General features: G+C 66.9%; 18 protein-coding genes and 1 tRNA gene. 12 read left to right on the top strand and 7 right to left on the bottom strand.

Annotated elements, in window-relative coordinates; genetic code table 11:
* The first annotated feature begins 82 nt into the window (after positions 1-82).
* On the top strand, positions 83-1,270 hold the full coding sequence (locus KHN93_RS19855) for a DUF1501 domain-containing protein (RefSeq protein WP_104560526.1): 1,188 nt from the start codon (positions 83-85) through the stop codon (positions 1,268-1,270).
* 157 nt (positions 1,271-1,427) lie between these two features.
* On the opposite strand, the gene KHN93_RS19850 is transcribed toward KHN93_RS19855, so the two are convergent.
* The gene (locus KHN93_RS19850; RefSeq protein ID WP_104560524.1) at positions 1,428-2,183 is read right to left on the bottom strand and encodes a M90 family metallopeptidase; all 756 of its coding nucleotides are present in this window, start codon (positions 2,181-2,183) and stop codon (positions 1,428-1,430) included.
* Between the two features lie 8 nt (positions 2,184-2,191).
* Positions 2,192-2,506, bottom strand: a complete 315-nt coding sequence (locus KHN93_RS19845; RefSeq protein WP_016902777.1) for a hypothetical protein — start codon at positions 2,504-2,506, stop codon at positions 2,192-2,194.
* 40 nt (positions 2,507-2,546) lie between these two features.
* Here KHN93_RS19845 and birA point away from each other — a divergent pair, with 40 nt between their 5' ends.
* From birA to KHN93_RS19825, 4 genes are all read left to right on the top strand, one after another.
* Complete coding sequence (gene birA / locus KHN93_RS19840; RefSeq protein ID WP_308686670.1) at positions 2,547-3,560, top strand: bifunctional biotin--[acetyl-CoA-carboxylase] ligase/biotin operon repressor BirA; 1,014 nt, start codon at positions 2,547-2,549, stop codon at positions 3,558-3,560.
* Complete coding sequence (locus KHN93_RS19835; RefSeq protein ID WP_039521061.1) at positions 3,557-4,285, top strand: type III pantothenate kinase; 729 nt, start codon at positions 3,557-3,559, stop codon at positions 4,283-4,285. Before birA ends, KHN93_RS19835 begins: the two co-directional genes overlap by 4 nt.
* Positions 4,286-4,438: 153 nt before the next feature.
* Positions 4,439-5,308: an SPOR domain-containing protein gene (locus KHN93_RS19830; protein ID WP_104560520.1), complete on the top strand. Its 870-nt coding sequence runs from the start codon at positions 4,439-4,441 to the stop codon at positions 5,306-5,308.
* Positions 5,309-5,340: 32 nt separating this feature from the next.
* A tRNA-Thr gene (locus tag KHN93_RS19825) sits at positions 5,341-5,416 on the top strand.
* 191 nt (positions 5,417-5,607) lie between these two features.
* Here KHN93_RS19825 and tmk read toward each other — a convergent pair.
* From tmk to KHN93_RS19800, 5 genes are all read right to left on the bottom strand, one after another.
* Positions 5,608-6,285 (bottom strand): dTMP kinase, encoded by a 678-nt coding sequence (tmk, locus tag KHN93_RS19820; protein WP_016904521.1) that lies wholly within the window; start codon positions 6,283-6,285, stop codon positions 5,608-5,610.
* Positions 6,286-6,791: 506 nt separating this feature from the next.
* The gene (locus tag KHN93_RS19815) at positions 6,792-7,334 is read right to left on the bottom strand and encodes a GTP-binding protein (RefSeq protein WP_016904520.1); all 543 of its coding nucleotides are present in this window, start codon (positions 7,332-7,334) and stop codon (positions 6,792-6,794) included.
* Positions 7,331-8,248, bottom strand: coding sequence for a hypothetical protein (locus tag KHN93_RS19810; protein ID WP_104560518.1), 918 nt, complete (start codon positions 8,246-8,248; stop codon positions 7,331-7,333). Before KHN93_RS19810 ends, KHN93_RS19815 begins: the two co-directional genes overlap by 4 nt.
* Before the next feature lie 94 nt (positions 8,249-8,342).
* The gene (locus KHN93_RS19805; protein WP_016904518.1) at positions 8,343-8,702 is read right to left on the bottom strand and encodes a roadblock/LC7 domain-containing protein; all 360 of its coding nucleotides are present in this window, start codon (positions 8,700-8,702) and stop codon (positions 8,343-8,345) included.
* 63 nt (positions 8,703-8,765) lie between these two features.
* Positions 8,766-9,218: a roadblock/LC7 domain-containing protein gene (locus tag KHN93_RS19800; RefSeq protein ID WP_016904517.1), complete on the bottom strand. Its 453-nt coding sequence runs from the start codon at positions 9,216-9,218 to the stop codon at positions 8,766-8,768.
* Positions 9,219-9,694: 476 nt separating this feature from the next.
* On the opposite strand from KHN93_RS19800, the gene rocF reads away from it, so the two are divergent.
* The 7 genes from rocF (at position 9,695) to KHN93_RS19765 (ending at position 16,529) form a co-directional block, all read left to right on the top strand.
* Positions 9,695-10,618: an arginase gene (gene rocF, locus KHN93_RS19795; RefSeq protein ID WP_026064823.1), complete on the top strand. Its 924-nt coding sequence runs from the start codon at positions 9,695-9,697 to the stop codon at positions 10,616-10,618.
* A gap of 109 nt (positions 10,619-10,727) precedes the next feature.
* The gene (locus KHN93_RS19790) at positions 10,728-10,880 is read left to right on the top strand and encodes an entericidin A/B family lipoprotein (protein WP_006451340.1); all 153 of its coding nucleotides are present in this window, start codon (positions 10,728-10,730) and stop codon (positions 10,878-10,880) included.
* A gap of 82 nt (positions 10,881-10,962) precedes the next feature.
* Positions 10,963-11,097, top strand: a complete 135-nt coding sequence (locus tag KHN93_RS19785) for an entericidin A/B family lipoprotein (protein ID WP_016904515.1) — start codon at positions 10,963-10,965, stop codon at positions 11,095-11,097.
* A gap of 250 nt (positions 11,098-11,347) precedes the next feature.
* Complete coding sequence (locus KHN93_RS19780; RefSeq protein ID WP_016904514.1) at positions 11,348-11,557, top strand: CsbD family protein; 210 nt, start codon at positions 11,348-11,350, stop codon at positions 11,555-11,557.
* Positions 11,558-11,739: 182 nt separating this feature from the next.
* Positions 11,740-13,029 carry a tryptophan--tRNA ligase gene (locus tag KHN93_RS19775; protein WP_104560516.1) on the top strand — a complete coding sequence of 430 codons (1,290 nt, stop codon included), beginning with the start codon at positions 11,740-11,742 and terminating at the stop codon, positions 13,027-13,029.
* A 57-nt stretch (positions 13,030-13,086) separates the two neighbouring features.
* Positions 13,087-14,031: an MBL fold metallo-hydrolase gene (locus KHN93_RS19770; protein WP_104560514.1), complete on the top strand. Its 945-nt coding sequence runs from the start codon at positions 13,087-13,089 to the stop codon at positions 14,029-14,031.
* Positions 14,032-14,876: 845 nt separating this feature from the next.
* Positions 14,877-16,529: a M28 family metallopeptidase gene (locus KHN93_RS19765; RefSeq protein ID WP_065048491.1), complete on the top strand. Its 1,653-nt coding sequence runs from the start codon at positions 14,877-14,879 to the stop codon at positions 16,527-16,529.
* The last annotated feature ends 112 nt before the right edge of the window (positions 16,530-16,641 follow it).

Genomic DNA, 16,641 nt, shown 5'->3' with positions numbered 1-16,641 from the left:
GAAGGCTCGCCGATTCGACGGTTGCCGATTCAAACCTGCTGTTTCAACGTTCGACCAGCGATCACCGCCACAGGAGCGCGCCATGCAACGACGTCAATTTCTGCTTGCCTCTGCAGCGGCGGCAAGTCTGCCCTGGAGCGGTCGCCTGTTTGCTGCGCCACGCGACAGCGCGCGCATGCTGGTGGTATTTCTGCGCGGCGGCTACGACAGCAATAATCTGCTGGTGCCGCATGCCAGCGATTTTTATTATCAGGCGCGTCCGACCCTAGCGATTGCGCGGCCTGATGCGGCCAACCCGAACAGTGCCGTTGCGCTGGATACGCAATGGGGTCTCAACCCGGTGATGCGCGATGCGCTGCTGCCGCTATGGCAACGCCAGCAGCTGGCGTTCGTGCCGTTTGCCGGTACCGACGATCTGTCGCGCAGTCACTTCGAAACCCAGGACGATATCGAATCCGGGCAGGCCGGCCGGCAGCGCCGTGATTATCGTTCCGGCTTCATGGCGCGCCTGTCGGGTGTGCTCAGCGGAGTGCCGGCGATTGCCTTCACCGATTCCTTACCGCTGACCTTCCAAGGCGGCGGCGACTTGCCCAATGTGTCGTTGCGGGGCATCGGCAAGGGCGGCCTGGATGCGCGTCAGGCGCAGATCCTGTCGCAAATGTACGACGCAACCCCGCTGGCGGCGGCTGCGCGCGAGGGACTGGCACTGCGTCAGCAGCTCACCGCGCAGCTGCGCGAAGAGATGGAGCAGGCCGGTCGCGGCGCCGCCAGTGCGCGCACCTTCGCCGACGAAACCCGGCGCATGGCAAGCCTGATGCGCGAGCGTTATCGGCTGGGCTTTGTCGATGTCGGTGGTTGGGACACGCACGCCAATCAAGGCAGTGTGGAAGGTGGCCTGGCGAACAATCTGCGCAATTTGGGCGAAGGGCTGGCGGCGTACGCCGACGCCCTCGGGCCGGCATGGAAGGACACCGTGGTGGTGGTGCTGTCCGAGTTTGGCCGCACCTTCCGCGAGAACGGCAGCAAGGGCACCGATCACGGGCACGGCACTACCTATTGGGTGCTGGGTGGCGGCGTGCGCGGCGGCCGGATCGCCGGCGAGCAGGTAGAAGTTGCGCAAGCGCAGCTGCTGCAGAACCGCGATTATCCGGTGCTCACCAATTACCGCAGCCTGTTCGGCGGTGTATTGAGCCGGTTGTGGGGATTGTCGCCTGCGCAGCTGGAACGGGTGTTTCCTGGTGCCAGGCCGCGCGATCTTGGGTTGGTGTGAGTGCCTGGCAATGCGCTGGCGATGTCGATCTGTCTCGCGTGCGGCCGCATGCGGCATCGCGCATTGGTGTGGTCAGTTGCCTGAAACGCCTGCGATTGATGCGCGCGACAGCGTTGCATCACGACAGCCTAATTCATGCAGACGTGTCACCCCACCATCAGCGCTGCGCTGACGCCGCAAACGGCGACGGCCCATAGAAATGCGTCAGCTGTGCAGCGACATCCGGCATGACGCGCGCCAGCAGCTGTGGCGCGGAGAAGTGGTATTCGCTTACGACCGCGAAGAACTCCTCCGGCGCTTCGGCGGCATACGGGTCGATCTCGGTGTCTTCGCCCGCATCGACGCGTTGGCAGAACGTATCGAAGGCGCGCTGGAAATCGCGTGCCCAGGCACGCTGCGCAGCGCGCGGCAGCGGCGGGGTGCCGTCGAGCGCGCCATCGAGTGCATCGAGCTTGTGCGCCATCTCATGCACGATCACGTTGAAGCCGGCCTGCGGGTCGTCCAGGTCGGCCTGTACGTCGGCCCAGCTGACGATCAGCGGACCCTGCTCCCAGGCCTCGCCAATCAGGGTGTCGTCCCAGGCATGCATCACTCCGGCCGCATCCACATGCGTGCGTTGCACGCGGAATGCGTCCGGGTAGACGATCAGCTGCGACCAGCCACGCCAGCCGGCCGCGCCGATGTTCAGCAGCGGCAGGCAGCAGGTGGCAGCCAGCAGAACGTGATCGTGCGGTTGCAGCTGCAGCCCGTCGAGCGGGGAAATGGTTTTTTGCCGCAGGAACTGCGCGGTCAGTGCACGCAGACGGTGCTGGCGGGGCGGATCGAGCGCAGCGACCCAGGCGCAGCGGCGGCTGACCGGCAGCCATAAGGCATCAGGAATATCGGCCGGCGGCCGGCGCAGCCGGCGCAACAACCACTGGATCAGCGGAACATGCCCGGCAGAAAGCTATGCCAGCGCGGCATCGTGCGCATGCGGGGGAACAGTCCGTCGCCGTCACTGCCACCCCCGCCGGTGGCCGGCGCGGGCTTGTGCGCGGGGGCACGTGCCGGGGTTGCCGGCTCGCCGTTGGGGGTTCTGCCACGTGCCGCCGAATTGCTGCTGACGCAGCTCTCATGATCGCCATCGGCCAGCTGGTCCGATGCCAGCGCGGCAAGCGGAGCCAACAACAGGAGCAGGCAAACCGTGATTCGGCGCATCGTCCACATCCAGGGCAAGCGGCGTGAGTCGCCGATCATAACGTGCTTTTCACTCCCTCACGCAAGCCAGGCTGGGCGGGTGCGGACGCTTGGCGCATACTTTCGCGGATCGATTTGGGGACTTGCCGTGGATGACCGCGCCTTGCTGGCCAAACTTGCGAGCGGCCGGCTATCCGGCGATGCGTTGGCGCGCGATGCCGGGCTGACCCGTGCGGCGGTGTGGAAGCGGATCCAGAATCTGCGCGCGGCCGGGGTCGAGATCGAAGGTCGGGCCGGGGACGGCTACCGCCTGGCGGCGCCGCTGGACCTGCTGGACGACGCGCGCATTCGTGCGGCGATGGCGGCCGATGCGCTGGCAGGCCTGGCTGCGCTGGAGATCGCCTGGACGCTGGAATCCACCAACACCAGCTTGCTGGCGCGCCCGGCGCCGGATCAGGGCGTGGCGGTGCTGCTGGCCGAGCGGCAGACCGGCGGGCGCGGCCGGCGTGGGCGTCAATGGACCTCGCCACTGGGTGCGCATATCTATCTGTCGGCCTCGCGCCGTTTCAGCGGCGGATTGGGCCAGCTGGCCGGGCTCAGCCTGGCCGTGGGCGTGGCGGTGGCCGAGGCCCTGCGTGCTTGCGGCTTTGCCGATGTCGGGTTGAAGTGGCCCAATGATCTGCTGGCGCGCGAGCGCAAGCTGGGCGGCCTGCTGATCGAAGGCGGCGGCGAAATGGCCGGCAACGCGCGCGCGGTGATCGGGCTGGGTTTGAACGTGCATATGCCGGCGGCAGCGGCCGCTGCGATCGATCAACCGTGGGTGGATCTGGATACGCTGGCCGGCCACGCGGTCTCGCGCGATACCGTGGTGGCTGCAGTGTTGTCGGCGCTGCTGCCGGCGCTGGAACTGTTCGAGGCGCAGGGGCTGGCCCCGTTCCTGGGCCGCTATGCGGCCCTGGACGTCCTGAGCGGCCGCGCGGTGCAGGTCGAGGAGGCCGGCACCCGGCATCACGGCATTGCGCTTGGCCTGGCGGCCGACGGCGCATTGCGGGTGCAATTGGGCGAGACGGTGCGGCTGTTCCACTCCGGAGAAGTGAGCGTGAGACCTGCATGAGCGAGTGGTTGTTCGACCTGGGAAATTCGCGGTTCAAGTACGCACCGCTGCAGGGCGACCGCGCCGGCGACGTGCAGGCCTGGCCGCACGGTGCCGAGGCGATGGATGCGGCTGCGTTGTCGGCCTTGCCCACCGGACGCATCGCGCATGTGGCCAGCGTGGCTGCGCCGGCGTTGACGCAGCGCATGCTCGGCTGCCTGCGCGAGCGTTTCGAACAGGTGCGCATCGTGCGGACCGCGGCCGAGTGCGCCGGCATCCGCATCGCCTACGCAGACCCGGGCCGCTTCGGGGTCGATCGCTTCCTGGCGCTGCTGGGCGCACGCGGCGACGCACCGGTGCTGGTGGCCGGCGTGGGCACCGCGTTGACCATCGATGTACTCGGCGCCGATGGGCGGCACCACGGCGGCCGCATCGCCGCCTCGCCGACCACCATGCGCGAGGCGCTGCATGCGCGCGCGGTGCAGTTGCCGGCCAGTGGCGGGACCTATGTCGAGCTGGCCGACGACACCGACGACGCGCTGACCTCCGGCTGCGATGGCGCGGCGGTGGCGCTGATCGAGCGTAGCCTGCAGCACGCGCAACGCAGTCTGGGCGTGCCGGTACGGCTGCTGGTGCACGGGGGCGGCGCGCCGCCGCTGCTGCCGTTGTTGCCCGATGCCAGCTTCCGCGCCGCGCTGGTGCTGGACGGGCTGGCGACCTGGGCAAGGTCTGCGTCGGCGCCTTGAACGGCGTGCCATGCGGTCGTGCGGCCACGCGGCGGGCGCGGCCGGCAGACGGAATCGATCGGCCGCGCTCGTACACTGCGCCCACTGCCTGGCGTGGGCAGCGAGCCGACCAGCGCTCGCCGGTTGTGACTGCCCGCGCTTAGAATCCATCGCATGTATGTCCGCGCACTCATCGTCGTCCTGATCGTCCTCAATGCCGGTGTGGCCTTGTGGTGGGCATTGCAGCCGGCGCCGGCTGCAGTGGCGGCACCGCCGCAGCCGGCCGGTGTGGCGCGCCTGGAAGTGCTGCCGAGCACTGCGGCAGCAGCGCCAGGCGAGGCGAGCGAGGCAGGCATGGTCCCGGCAGCTGCGGGCACCGCACCATCGGATGCACCTGCACCTGCACCTGCATCGACACCGACGGCAGCAGCGGCAGCGTCTTCTTCGATAGATGCGGCCGCCGCGAAGGTGGCCGCAACGTCGCAGACGTCGGCACAGGTTCCACCACCATCCACGGTCGCTCCAACACCGAACGAGGTTGCGGCAGCGGCGATCAAGCCATCGCCAGCGGTACCTACTCCCGCCGCTGCGCCGGAACGCTGCGCCAGCCTGGGGCCGTATGCGGCGCGCGCCGATGCCGATGCCGCGCTGGCACGCCTGCGTGGTCAGACCACGCGCACCCGTGTGCGCGAGGACAAGGACGCCGGGGTCAGTACGTTCCGGGTGATGCTGCCCAATGTCGGCGATCGTGCAGCGGCGCAAGCCTTGGTCAAGCGCATCGCCGCCGCCGGCATGGGCGACTATTACGTGATTGCCCAGGGCGAGGACAACAGCATCGCGCTGGGGCAGTACCAGAGTCGCGAGCGTGCCGAGCGCCGTCAGGCCAGCCTGGTCGGTGCGGGGTTTCCGGCACAGTTGCTGCCCAGCGGCACCGGGCAATCGCGCTGGTGGATCGATGTGCGCAGCACGGCGGCGATCGGTACATTGCAGGGCACCGCCGGTGCGGCGCGTCAGCGGTCGCTAGATTGCGCCGCGCTGCGCTAGAATGCGCACCGGCGCGCAATGCGCCTGCCTTTGCCGGCATAGCTCAGTTGGTAGAGCAACCGCCTTGTAAGCGGTAGGTCCCCAGTTCGAATCCGGGTGCCGGCACCATGAAGGTTCTTGGTTCAACCTGTAGACGCACGGGTCGCATGCAATTGACTGCGCCATGGGTCAGCGTCTCCAGACCGCGTCTTGCGCGGTTTGATCGGCCGAAAACAGCTATCTGCCCGCAGCCCGCCAATCGCAGCGCGCCAATCACAGCGCGCCAGTTGCTGTTGCCTGCGCGCAGGACGCGCAGCGACTCAGGCCGGGCGGCCGGCCGACAGCAGTTCCAGCGTGGCCTGGTCGGCATCGGTGGCGTCGACGCGCAGGCGTTCGGCCAGTGCGGCAACGACGATGGCGTGGGCCTGGCGGAGCACGCTGTCCGCATCGGCGCTGGCGTCCACGACGTGCTTCCCCGGTAACTGCAGCTGGGCAAAGATGCTGCGGCAGCGTTCCAGGTTGTCCTGGGTTTCAAAGTGATTGGGTGCATCGCCGCGGGCGCGGATACGCGCCAGGCCGGTGGGCGGGGGCAGGTCGAGCAGCAGCAACACGTCAGGGCGCGGCGCGAAGGCATTGCGTTCCAGCAGATCGTCCAGCGGCAGGCCGGCGGCGCCTTGGTAGGCGACCATCGAGGGGAAATAGCGGTCCAGGATCACGATGTCGCCGCGTGCCAGCGCCGGCGCGATCAGGGTGTCCACGTGCTCGTGGCGGTCGCGGATCAGCAGTTCGGCTTCTTCGTCGGCGCTGAGGCGGCCGGTGGCGGCGGATTGGCGCAGCTGGGTGCCCCAGGGTCCATTGGTCGGCTCCTTGCTCAGCACGACGCGCGCGCCGGCCGCTTCCAGCGTGGTGGCCAGGCTGCGGGCGAGGGTGGTCTTGCCGGCGCCGTCGATGCCTTCGATCGCGATCAGCAGACCGCCGGGCTTCAGTTCGATTGTCATCGCGCTACTTTATCCGATCGTGGTGCTGGATCAGCACCACGATCGGCGTGGAAGTCGCCCTGCAGCGGCCGATCCTGGCGCATCGCATCTCCGCTGCGCGTCACCGATGGCGCCGCCGCTGCCGCGCGTCGGTGCCTGTGCGAGATGGCTTGGCGACCGGTCTGTGCAACGCAGTGCCGAGTGCGCACAACAATCGCATCACGATCGCCGCTTGCAGGCGCGACTGGCTGCGCTATTGCTTATGCCGTATGACCGGTATGTCCTGTGCGATGTCGGGAACGTCCCGATGCCCTGGCTTTTGATCGCGCGCCATACTGAACAAGTCAGGCAAAACGCTCGAATGTATGACGTTCGCGTCGCGTGTCTGGCATCAAGGAAGATGGACGCGTCGCCGCCACCCTAGAGGCGGCATCCCCCGCGTGACGCCCGATCAGGCACCGTCGTGACCGGATTCCTTGTTTTGCTCGTTCGCCGACCACGTCGGCATGCGCCATGCGCGCGGCCGCTCAGCTGGTCGCCGAGGTGTAGCGATAGGACAGCAGCGACTTCACCAGGAACGTGATCTGGGTGGCCGAGCGCGCGTCCACGCGCATGACCGGGATGCGGAAGCCTTCGGCCACCAGCGCATCGCGGAACGGCGGCAGCAAAAAGTCCTGCATTTCGTCGGTCATGGTGATGCCCACCGCCAGGCTTGCCGCAGGTGCGATCTGCGAAAACTCGCGCAGCAAGGCCACGGTGGCATCGCGCATCTGCGGATCGCGCGCGCTGACCAGCACGATCACGCCCAACGCGCCGTCGCACACCAGCGGCCACATGAAATCCAGGTATTTCTGCCCGGGCACGCCGTAGACGTGCAGCAACTCGCCGTCTTCAAGTTCGATCGAGCTGTAGTCCAGCGCGACCGTGGTGTAGGTCTTGTCGCCGTAGGCATCCTGGCTGAGCGGCATCTCGGTGCTGACCGGCTCCACGTCGGAGATGGCGCGCACGGCGGTGGTCTTGCCGGCGCCCATGCCGCCAACGAACACCAGTTTGTTGGCCGGAAGACTCATGACTGCGCCTGAAAGAGAGAGAGGCCAAAGCGACGTGCGACCCAGGAGAAAAACCGGGAGTTGCTGCTGTCCGGACGGGGCTGCGTTGCAGGCACGGGAATCTCCGCAGTCTGGGCAAGGCCGCTGGCGAGTGCAGCGGCGAACAGGCATTCCACCGTTTGCAGCGGCAGCTTGCAAGCATTGGCCAGCGCCTGCGGGCGCCACGGGCGCGCATGCAGGTGGGCAATGGCAAGCAGCTGCGCCGGCGAACTGGTCTCGGCGCTCAGCTCCGGCCATTGGCGCAACCGCAGCGCATGGCTGGGTTCGACCGCCGGCAGCGCGGGGCGCAGGTGCTCGGGCAGGGCGAAGTACAGCGCTTCGAAGGAAATACGTTGGCTCAGTGCGCTATCGGCGGTGTCCGGTGCAACCTGCCAGCCGGGGCGATCCAGGGCCGCCAGCAGCTCGGTCAAGGCGATGCCGGCGGGCAGCTGCACGCAGCCGTTGGCCGGGTCCACGCGCACTTGCAGGTGCGCGTTGCGCAACAGCACCGCAGCGGTGCCGAATTCGCCGCGGCAATGGCGGACCAGCAAGGCCGGCTCGGCGACCTGCGCGTGCGCGGAGGACGACAGCAGCAGGCGCATCTGCTCGTTGAGTTCGCGCACGGTGGCGCCGTGCTTGAGCCATGCGCCGCCGACCGGTGTCCGCGACACCACCAGCACGCGCACGGGTTGCCCCTGCAAGGCCTGCCAAGCGGCCAGGCCGTCGGGGCTTTCCAGCCCCAGCACCACCACCTCGGCGGCGTGTTGCGGCCATTGCCCCAACCGCACGTCGATGCGCTCGGCCAGCAGCAACGAGCACGCCAGTTTCAGGCGCGTGGTGTGCAGCAGGTCCAGGCCGGCCGTGGCGACCCGCATGGTGTGAATGGGTGAGGTCATGACAGGGCGCCGCGTCGGCGCGTAGCAAGTGCGGTGCCTGCCGGTGCGCACCGGCAGGCAGGGCAGGCGACGCGTGCGCGCCGCCTGGTTGGCATCAACCGAAGTCCAGGGTCTTCTCGAACGCCTTGAGCTCGTGACGGGCCATGGCCAGATTGGCCTTGGCGCGATCCAGCACGACGTAAAGGAACAAGGTGCCGTTGCTCTCCAGCGGGCGTAGCAGGTGGTATTGACGCGCCAGGGTGATCAGGATGTCTTCGATGGTGTCGTTGAGGCCGAGCTGCTCGGCAATACGGCGCTTGGCACGCACCACTTCGGTATTGCCGGCCGCGGCAAGTTCCAGGTTGAGATCGGTGCCGCCGGTCATGCCCAGCGCCATGCCGCTGTCGCTATCGACCAGGGCAGCGCCGACGAAGCCGGCGATCGAATGCAGGTGTTCCAGGTTGAGTTTTGACACGGGTCGTCCTTACGAGCGGTGAGAAATCAGTGCACTGGCACAAGCACGAACAGTGCCAAACGCTCAGTTGGCCGGCTGCGCCAGTGCAGTTGCCAGGCGGCCGGCGCAGTCGCGTGCGTTGAACAGCAGCGCCGCGGCGTTGAGGTCGCTGCCGCCCACCGCGGTGAGCGTCAGCGGTTTGTCTGCGCGAATGCGGATCAGCACCAGCTGCCCGCCACGCGTACTGATGGTGGCGTAGTCGGCTTCGCTCAGACTGGATTCGCGTGCCAGGGTCTCGCCCAGGGTCAGGAACGAATTGGCCATCGCTGCCAGCCGGCGACCGTCCACATCCAGGCTGGATTGTTCGGCGATGGCGCGCCCGTCGGCAGTGGACAGCATCAGCAGACGGATGCCCGGCTCGCGCTCGATGGTCTGCGCGAACTCGCGCCCAATGCGCTGCAGATCGTATTGGTGCGACGCCCGCGCGACCTCGCCCACGGCAGCCTTGACGACCTGGTTGACGGCGTTATGCGGCATGAAATCCTCCCCTGTACGAAACGTACTGCGCGATGAAAGACCTTGCCGATGACACCGGGTCCCGCGCTGGCGGGCGAACAGTAGCATCGGCACCTTCCGTCATCGTCATAGCACCCTCAATGTCTTAACTGTGCGGTCAGACAAGCACATTCCGCAAAACGCAGATACGCCACAAACTGCCCAACCACGTCACTTCAAGCAGCCATCAGGACCGCGTTTGTCGCCAAGCGGGCGCGGCCGATGCACTGCCAGTGCTCCGGCCTAACTGCAGCGCGCCTGTACCGCGGCGTTGCGCCTGCCGTCCGTACCGGTCCGACGATTGCCCGCTACGCAGTATCGGCCGCACTTTCGATTGCTGCAGTGGCAGATGCGATTGCGTGATCGGTGACGCAGGCCGGGTGCCGTGCTGCGCTGCCGCGCGTCAGTGCGCGAGCCGGCGACTAGACTTCAGCGCTTTCTCGATGCTGGAGCAATGCATGGCGACGCAGTACCTGCCGGTTTCCCTGATTGGCGTTCCCACCGACATCGGTGCCGGCCACCGTGGTGCGCGGATGGGGCCGGAGGCGTTGCGCATCGCCGGGCTGCAGGAGGCCTTGATCGGCCGCGGCGTGGAGGTGCACGACCTGGGCAACCTGGATGGCCCGCGCAATCCCTGGCAAGCCCCGCAGGCCGGCTACCGGCATCTGGACGAGGTGGTGGCCTGGAACCAGGCGCTGATGGAAGCCAGCTATGCGCAGCTGCGCGCCGGCCGCATGCCGATCATGCTCGGTGGCGACCACTGCCTGGGCATCGGCTCGATCACCGCGGTGGCCAAGTACTGCCGCGAGCAGCAACGCCCGCTGCGGGTGCTGTGGCTGGATGCGCACTCGGACTTCAATACCAGCGAGGTGACGCCGTCGGGCAACGTGCACGGCATGCCGGTGGCCTGCCTGTGCGGGCTGGGCCCGCAGGCGTTGACGCATCTGGGCGGCAGCGCACCGGCGTTGCTGCCCGAGCAGGTGCGGCAGATCGGCATCCGCTCGGTGGACCCGGAGGAGAAGCGCCTGATCAAGCAGCACCGCATCGATGTCTACGACATGCGCTACATCGACGAGGCCGGCATGAAGCGCACCATGGAGACCGCCCTGCAGGGCATGAGCGAGGACACCCATCTGCATGTGAGCTTCGACGTGGATTTCCTGGACCCGAGCATCGCGCCGGGCGTGGGCACCACCGTGCCGGGTGGGCCCAACTACCGCGAGGCGCAGCTGGTGATGGAGATGATCGCCGACACCGGGCGCATGGGGTCGCTGGACATCGTCGAGCTCAATCCGGTCCTGGACAATCGCAACGCCACCGCCGAACTGGCAGTGGATCTGGTCGAGAGCCTGTTTGGCAAGTCGACACTGATGCGAGATTGATCGATCGCTGAACGCAGCACGCCGCGTTCACATCAAATCCACGGCCGCGCAGTCAGATTTGTCGCCAGACACGGTGCGTCTGCACCGAACGCAGAACTGAGGAAGACCGATGAAGCGACTGCTGACACTGATGGTACTGGGCCTGTTTTCGGCCGGCGTGATGACTGGCTGCAACACCATGGCCGGCGCTGGCAAGGACATGCAGGGTGCAGGTGAGAAGGTCGAAAAGAAGGCCGACAATTGCAGCGACGGTAAGTGCTGATCCTTGCGTTTTGTTTGAACCCTAGTTGTTTGATTTGATTGATCTGCGGCAAGCCGCCGCTTTACCCACGAAGGAGTCTGTTATGAAGCGTGCAATTGTGCTGCTGGTGCTGTCGGTGTTGTCGGTCGGTATGCTGTCGGGTTGCAACACCGTCGCAGGTGCCGGCAAGGACGTGCAGGGCGCTGGCGAGAAGGTGGAAGACGCTGCGCGCAAGTAATCTAGCGCTGCATGCAGAAAAAACGGGCCGCAAGGCCCGTTTTTTTTGCCTGATGCCTTGCGCAGGCAGGGCAGCGCGGCGACGCATCTGGGCATGCGACGGCGCAGCCATGCGAAAAAACTGCGCCGCAAGCGTAGGCAACCGTTCAGTGCGGTGAGTGCGGATTTGACGGCTTTTGATCTGCGGCGAACGGCGCCGTGGGCAACCTGCGCAGACGGTCAATCGCGGCCGCATCAGCGGAGTCGACGCAATGAACACTGACATCATTTCCGGCAAGTGGACCCAGCTCAAAGGCAAGGCGCAGGCCAAGTGGGGCGACCTCACTGACGACGATTTCAAGGTTGCCGAGGGCAATGCCGAATATCTGCAGGGCAAGCTCCAGGAGCGCTACGGCTGGGACCGCGACCGCGCCCAGACCGAGGTGCGCGCCTTTGAAAAGTCGTTGCGCGACGACACCTGACGGTGCCGCGCAACCGCGTCCACCCGCCGTGGTGAGCGCCAACTGCACAAGACGGGCCGCTCGATGCGGCCCTTTCTGCGTCTGCCGCCGAAGACGGTAGACGCAGGCACAAGGCACGGTTGCGGTCATGCTAGGGGCACGGAACCGCTAAACTTGCGTGCTGACTCCCTGGCCTTACGCAGATGACCACTCGCGTCCTTACCGGCATCACCACTTCCGGCACCCCGCATCTGGGCAATTACGTCGGTGCGATCCGCCCGGCTATCCAGGCCAGTGCGGCTGCCGATGCGGAAAGCTTCTACTTCCTGGCCGACCTGCATAGCCTGATCAAGGCGCAGGACCCGGCGCGGACGCAGCGCTCCACATTGGAGATCGCCGCCAGCTGGCTGGCCTGCGGACTGGACCCGGAAACGGTGTGGTTCTATCGCCAGTCCGATGTGCCGGAGACCACCGAGTTGCTGTGGCTGCTGACTTGCGTGGCCGGCAAGGGCATCCTCAACCGCGCGCATGCCTACAAGGCGGCGGTGGACAAGAATCGCGCCGACGGCGAAGACGATGATGCGGGCGTGACCGCCGGCTTGTTCATGTACCCGGTGCTGATGGCTGCAGACATCCTGATCTTCAACGCGCACAAGGTGCCGGTGGGGCGCGACCAGATCCAGCATATCGAGATGGCGCGCGATTTCGCCCAGCGCTTCAACCACGTGTATGGCCGTGACTTCTTCACCCTGCCCGAGGCGGTGATCGACGAGCAGGTCTCGACCTTGCCGGGTCTGGACGGCCGCAAGATGAGCAAGAGTTACGGCAACACGATTCCGCTGTTCGCCCCGCGCGAGGAACTGCGCAAGCTGGTGTTCTCCATCCTCACCGATTCGCGCGCGCCGGGCGAGGCCAAGGACACCCAGGGGTCGGCATTGTTCCAGCTGTACCAGGCCTTCGCCACGCCGCAGGAAACGGCGGCCTTTGCGCAGGCTTTTGCCGATGGCATCGGCTGGGGCGATGCCAAGCAGCAGCTGTTCGAGCGTATCGACCAGGAGATCGCACCGCTGCGCACGCGTTATGAGGCGCTGATGGCCGAGCCGGCCAAGATCGAGGCGATTCTGCGCGCCGGTGGCGCACGTCTGCGCGCGCGCTACGCCACGCCGTTTCTGGCCGAGCTGCGTGCTGCGGTGGGGCTGCGCGATCTGTCCAGCCAGGGCGATGCGGCTGCGACCCCGGTGGGCGAGAAGAGCGCGCCGCCGGTGTTCAAGCAATACCGCGAGAGCGACGGGCAGTTCTATTTCAAGTTGACAGATGGCGCCGGTGCGTTGCTGCTGCAGAGCGATGGCTTCGCCTCGCCACGCGATGCGGGCCAGCTGATTGCGCGGCTGAAGCAGGCCGAGCAGGGCAGCGACCTGCAATTGCCGGGCGTGCATGCGCAGGTGGAGGCGGAGTTGATCCTGGCGGCGCTGCGCGTGTTGCGCGAGGCGTAACGACACCCGTGGAGCCGGTGGCTAGACTGTGGCCTCTCGCATAGCCGTGGGGGAGCAATGACAGCGACCGCCGATTCCAGCATCCACACCATCGACACCGGTTTTGGCGGTGTGCAGTTCGATGCGGCGTACCTGATCGTCGAGGCGCAACGTGGCGCCTTCGTCGATTGCGGCACTTCCCTGTCGGTGCCGCAGATGCTGGCCGCATTGCAGTCGGCCGGGCTGACGCCGGCGCAGGTGGACTGGCTAATCCTGACCCACGTGCATCTGGATCACGCCGGCGGAGCGGGTGCGTTGCTGCAGCATTTGCCCAATGCGCGGGTGCTGGTGCACCCGCGTGGCGCGCCGCACATGATCGACCCCGCCCGACTGATCGCCGGTGCCACGGCGGTGTACGGCGCGGCGGAAATGACGCGCAGTTACGGCGCGATCGTGCCGGTGCCGGCCGAGCGCGTGGTGGAAGCGGTCGACGGACAGACCGTGATGCTGGGCGAGCGCGCGCTGCGCACCATCGAGACGCCGGGCCACGCACGCCATCATCTGTGCGTGTGGGATGCGCGCAGCCGCAGCTGGTTCACTGGCGACACCTTCGGCCTGTCGTATCGCCAGCTCGATAGCGCGCAAGGCGCCTTCATCCTGCCGACCTCCTCGCCGGTGCAATTCGAACCGGAGGCGATGCTGCACTCGATCGCGCGGCTGATGGAGACCGCGCCGCAGGCGATGTATCTCACCCACTACGGCCGGGTCGAATCGCCGGCACCGCTGGCGCAGGCACTGGTCGAGCAGATCCATGCGATGACCGCCATCGCGCTGGACTGCGCGCAGCATGCTGACCGCCATCGCTGCATGGTGGCGGCGCTGACCGACCTGTATCTGCAGCGCGCCCGCCTGCACGGCTGCCGGCTGGACGATGCACGCGTGGCGCAGCTACTGGGCACCGATATCGAACTCAACGCGCAGGGCCTGGCGTGCTGGCTGGATCGCGCGACGCGTACCAATTAGCACCACTGGAGTGGGTAACACCCCACTAGAGCGCTGCAGCGAGTCGTCGCGTCGTTCGGCAACAGTCAAAAGCCGCGTCGGTCGAGCGCGCGGTGCCCTCACCGCTTGCGCGACACTCCGTAAATCCGTCCGTGGAGGCGCGGTGGCGGCATCCATGCCTTCATACGGTCCCGCAACTGGCGAGGACATCGCACCAGACAGTTGGTCGGCTGCTTTTGAAAGCTTGTTGCTCGGCTAGCGGTCGTAGCTGAGACGTTTTAAGTTGCGTGTTGAAGCCTGTCTGCCGCTCGGCTTGTGATCGGAAGATGGTGAGGCGCTAATCGAACGCACAAGTGATCCGACCAGCGCAGGTCATGCACCGCTTTTAACCATGCACACCGACCATCCCGACGGGTCCTTGCCCGTTCACCGTCGCGGGACCTTACGCGGCATGGATGCCGCGTAAGAGCCTACATGGACGTACTTGCGGCGTGTCCCGCGATGGTGGGCGGGCAAGGGCCTTGCAGCCAAGCCGCAGATCCGCCGCCCTGCAACCGATCTATCCGCACTGCACAGGCTCCGGAAAACAATGCCAAAACAATCGAGACCTTGACCCGTAGCCGCGTTTAGACGCGAAAAAAGTCTCGGTTCAAAAAGCCCAGTGAGTCGAAAGCGCGATGCCATCACCACGCGCATGACATTCCGTACACCCCCATGCAGCTCCGTGACAGCATCCATGCAGCCCAAGGGGCCTGCTAGAAAGGAAGACATCGCGCCTGCCAGCGCGGGTCAAAGCGCTCCCGTGGCGGCCGCGCGCTTGTAAACTGTGTGTCATCTATCTGTTGCAAGGCCATGCCGTGAATCCGATGCGCATCCTGTTGTTGTCCGCCTGCCTGTTCGTGGGGGGCGTGGCGCAGGCCGCCAACGATCTGCCCGGTGGCGGCATCGATGCCGAAGCGTTGTCGCGGCATGTGCGCCTGCTGGCCTCGGACGAGTTCGAGGGCCGTGCGCCGGCCAGTGCCGGCGAGCAGCGCACGGTCGATTACCTGGTCGAGCAGTTCAAGGCTGGCGGCCTGCAGCCGGGTGGCGAGCAGGGCGGTTGGACCCAGGCGGTGCCGTTGGTGCGCGCCCAGGTCGATGGCCCGGTGCGCGCCAGCCTGCGTGTCGGCGGCAAGAGCCAGACGCTGGTCAATGGCACCGATGTGACCCTGCAGAGCCTGCGTCCGCAGGACGCGGTGCGCTTGAAGCATGCACCGCTGGTGTTCGTGGGCTACGGCATCAGTGCGCCGGAGCGGCAGTGGGACGACTACAAGGGCGTGGACCTGCGCGGCAAGATCGCGGTGGTGCTGATCAACGATGCCGACTTCGAATCCAGCCAGCCTGGCGCCTTCGATGGCAAGGCGGTGACCTACTACGGCCGCTGGACCTACAAGTACGAAGAGGCCGCGCGTCGTGGTGCCGCCGGCGTGTTGATCGTGCACGAGACCGCGCCGGCCGCGTACGGCTGGGCGACGGTGCAGAGTTCGGGCCTGTCGCCGTTGTTCGATATCGAACGCAGCGATGCCGATGCGAAGGCGCAGCATGTGCCGGTGCGTGGCTGGATGCAGCAGGCGTTGGCGGTGTCGCTGTTCCAGCGCGCCGGGCTGGATTTTGCGCAGGCCAAGCAGCGCGCGCAGCAGCGCGACTTCGCCCCGGTGGCGTTGGGCGATGCGACGCTGTCGGTGGACTTCAAGCTCAAGCGCGAGCGCGTGGTCACGCACAACGTGGTGGCCAAGCTCACCGGCAGCCAGCATCCGGACGAGACGGTGATCTTCTCCGCGCACTGGGATGCCTTCGGCGTGGGCAAGGCCGATGCCGGCGGCGACACGGTGCGGCGTGGCGCGGTGGACAACGCCACCGGCGTGGCCAGCGTGCTGGAACTGGCGCGCGTGTTCGCGGCCGGCCCCAAGCCGCAGCGCACGCTGTATTTCATCGCGTTGACGGCGGAAGAGAAGGGCTTGCTCGGCGCCAACTATTACGCCGCGCATCCGCTGGCGCCGCTGGACAAGACCGTGGCGGTGCTCAACATGGAGATGTTCAGCCCCGATGGCCCCACCCGCGATATCGCCTCGTGGGGACGCGGACGGGTATCGCTGGAAGGCGATCTGGAAACCGCCGCCAAGGCGCGCGGCCGCAGCTATTCGCCGGACCCGAATCTGGAAGCGGGCTTCTTCTACCGCGCCGACCATTTCGCCTTTGCGCGCATGGGCGTGCCGGCGATCACCGCCGGTCCCGGGCTGGACATGCTCGACGGCGGCGTGGCGGCCGGCAAGGCGCTGCGCGACAAGTATTTTGCCGAGTGCTATCACCAGCCCTGCGATCGCTGGACCCCGCAATGGGATGCCAGCGGCCACGCGGCCGACACCACCCTGGTCTACGATGTCGGCGTGGCGCTGGCCAACGGCCGGCAGTGGCCGAGCTGGCAGGACGGTTCGGAGTTCAAGGCGATCCGCGCCAGCAGTGACGCCGCGCGCAAGTAGGGCCGGCGGTGTGCAAACGCCTGCTGCTTTCGAGCCCGGGCGTCGGGCGATCGGCGAGGCGAACGTCAGTGCATCCGGCCATTGCGTGGCGGTTGGTCGAGCCGGCTTGCGG

Origin of the sequence: Xanthomonas arboricola pv. juglandis (genome assembly GCF_905367715.1) — a bacterium.
In the GTDB taxonomy this organism is placed as follows: Bacteria; Pseudomonadota; Gammaproteobacteria; order Xanthomonadales; family Xanthomonadaceae; genus Xanthomonas; species Xanthomonas arboricola.
This window is presented reverse-complemented; position numbering and strand designations above follow the sequence as displayed.

What these genes read in the sequence shown, in the direction of transcription:
- KHN93_RS19845 (WP_016902777.1), bottom strand. Translation starts at nt 2,506, where the DNA reads ATGATCGGCGACTCACGCCGCTTGCCCTGGATGTGGACGATGCGCCGA.
- KHN93_RS19815 (WP_016904520.1), bottom strand. Translation starts at nt 7,334, where the DNA reads ATGAGTCTTCCGGCCAACAAACTGGTGTTCGTTGGCGGCATGGGCGCC.
- KHN93_RS19770 (WP_104560514.1), top strand. Translation starts at nt 13,087, where the DNA reads ATGACAGCGACCGCCGATTCCAGCATCCACACCATCGACACCGGTTTT.
- KHN93_RS19855 (WP_104560526.1), top strand. Translation starts at nt 83, where the DNA reads ATGCAACGACGTCAATTTCTGCTTGCCTCTGCAGCGGCGGCAAGTCTG.
- KHN93_RS19780 (WP_016904514.1), top strand. Translation starts at nt 11,348, where the DNA reads ATGAACACTGACATCATTTCCGGCAAGTGGACCCAGCTCAAAGGCAAG.
- KHN93_RS19790 (WP_006451340.1), top strand. Translation starts at nt 10,728, where the DNA reads ATGAAGCGACTGCTGACACTGATGGTACTGGGCCTGTTTTCGGCCGGC.
- KHN93_RS19765 (WP_065048491.1), top strand. Translation starts at nt 14,877, where the DNA reads ATGCGCATCCTGTTGTTGTCCGCCTGCCTGTTCGTGGGGGGCGTGGCG.
- KHN93_RS19800 (WP_016904517.1), bottom strand. Translation starts at nt 9,218, where the DNA reads ATGCCGCATAACGCCGTCAACCAGGTCGTCAAGGCTGCCGTGGGCGAG.
- KHN93_RS19775 (WP_104560516.1), top strand. Translation starts at nt 11,740, where the DNA reads ATGACCACTCGCGTCCTTACCGGCATCACCACTTCCGGCACCCCGCAT.
- rocF (WP_026064823.1), top strand. Translation starts at nt 9,695, where the DNA reads ATGGCGACGCAGTACCTGCCGGTTTCCCTGATTGGCGTTCCCACCGAC.
- KHN93_RS19785 (WP_016904515.1), top strand. Translation starts at nt 10,963, where the DNA reads ATGAAGCGTGCAATTGTGCTGCTGGTGCTGTCGGTGTTGTCGGTCGGT.
- KHN93_RS19810 (WP_104560518.1), bottom strand. Translation starts at nt 8,248, where the DNA reads ATGACCTCACCCATTCACACCATGCGGGTCGCCACGGCCGGCCTGGAC.
- tmk (WP_016904521.1), bottom strand. Translation starts at nt 6,285, where the DNA reads ATGACAATCGAACTGAAGCCCGGCGGTCTGCTGATCGCGATCGAAGGC.
- KHN93_RS19835 (WP_039521061.1), top strand. Translation starts at nt 3,557, where the DNA reads ATGAGCGAGTGGTTGTTCGACCTGGGAAATTCGCGGTTCAAGTACGCA.
- KHN93_RS19830 (WP_104560520.1), top strand. Translation starts at nt 4,439, where the DNA reads ATGTATGTCCGCGCACTCATCGTCGTCCTGATCGTCCTCAATGCCGGT.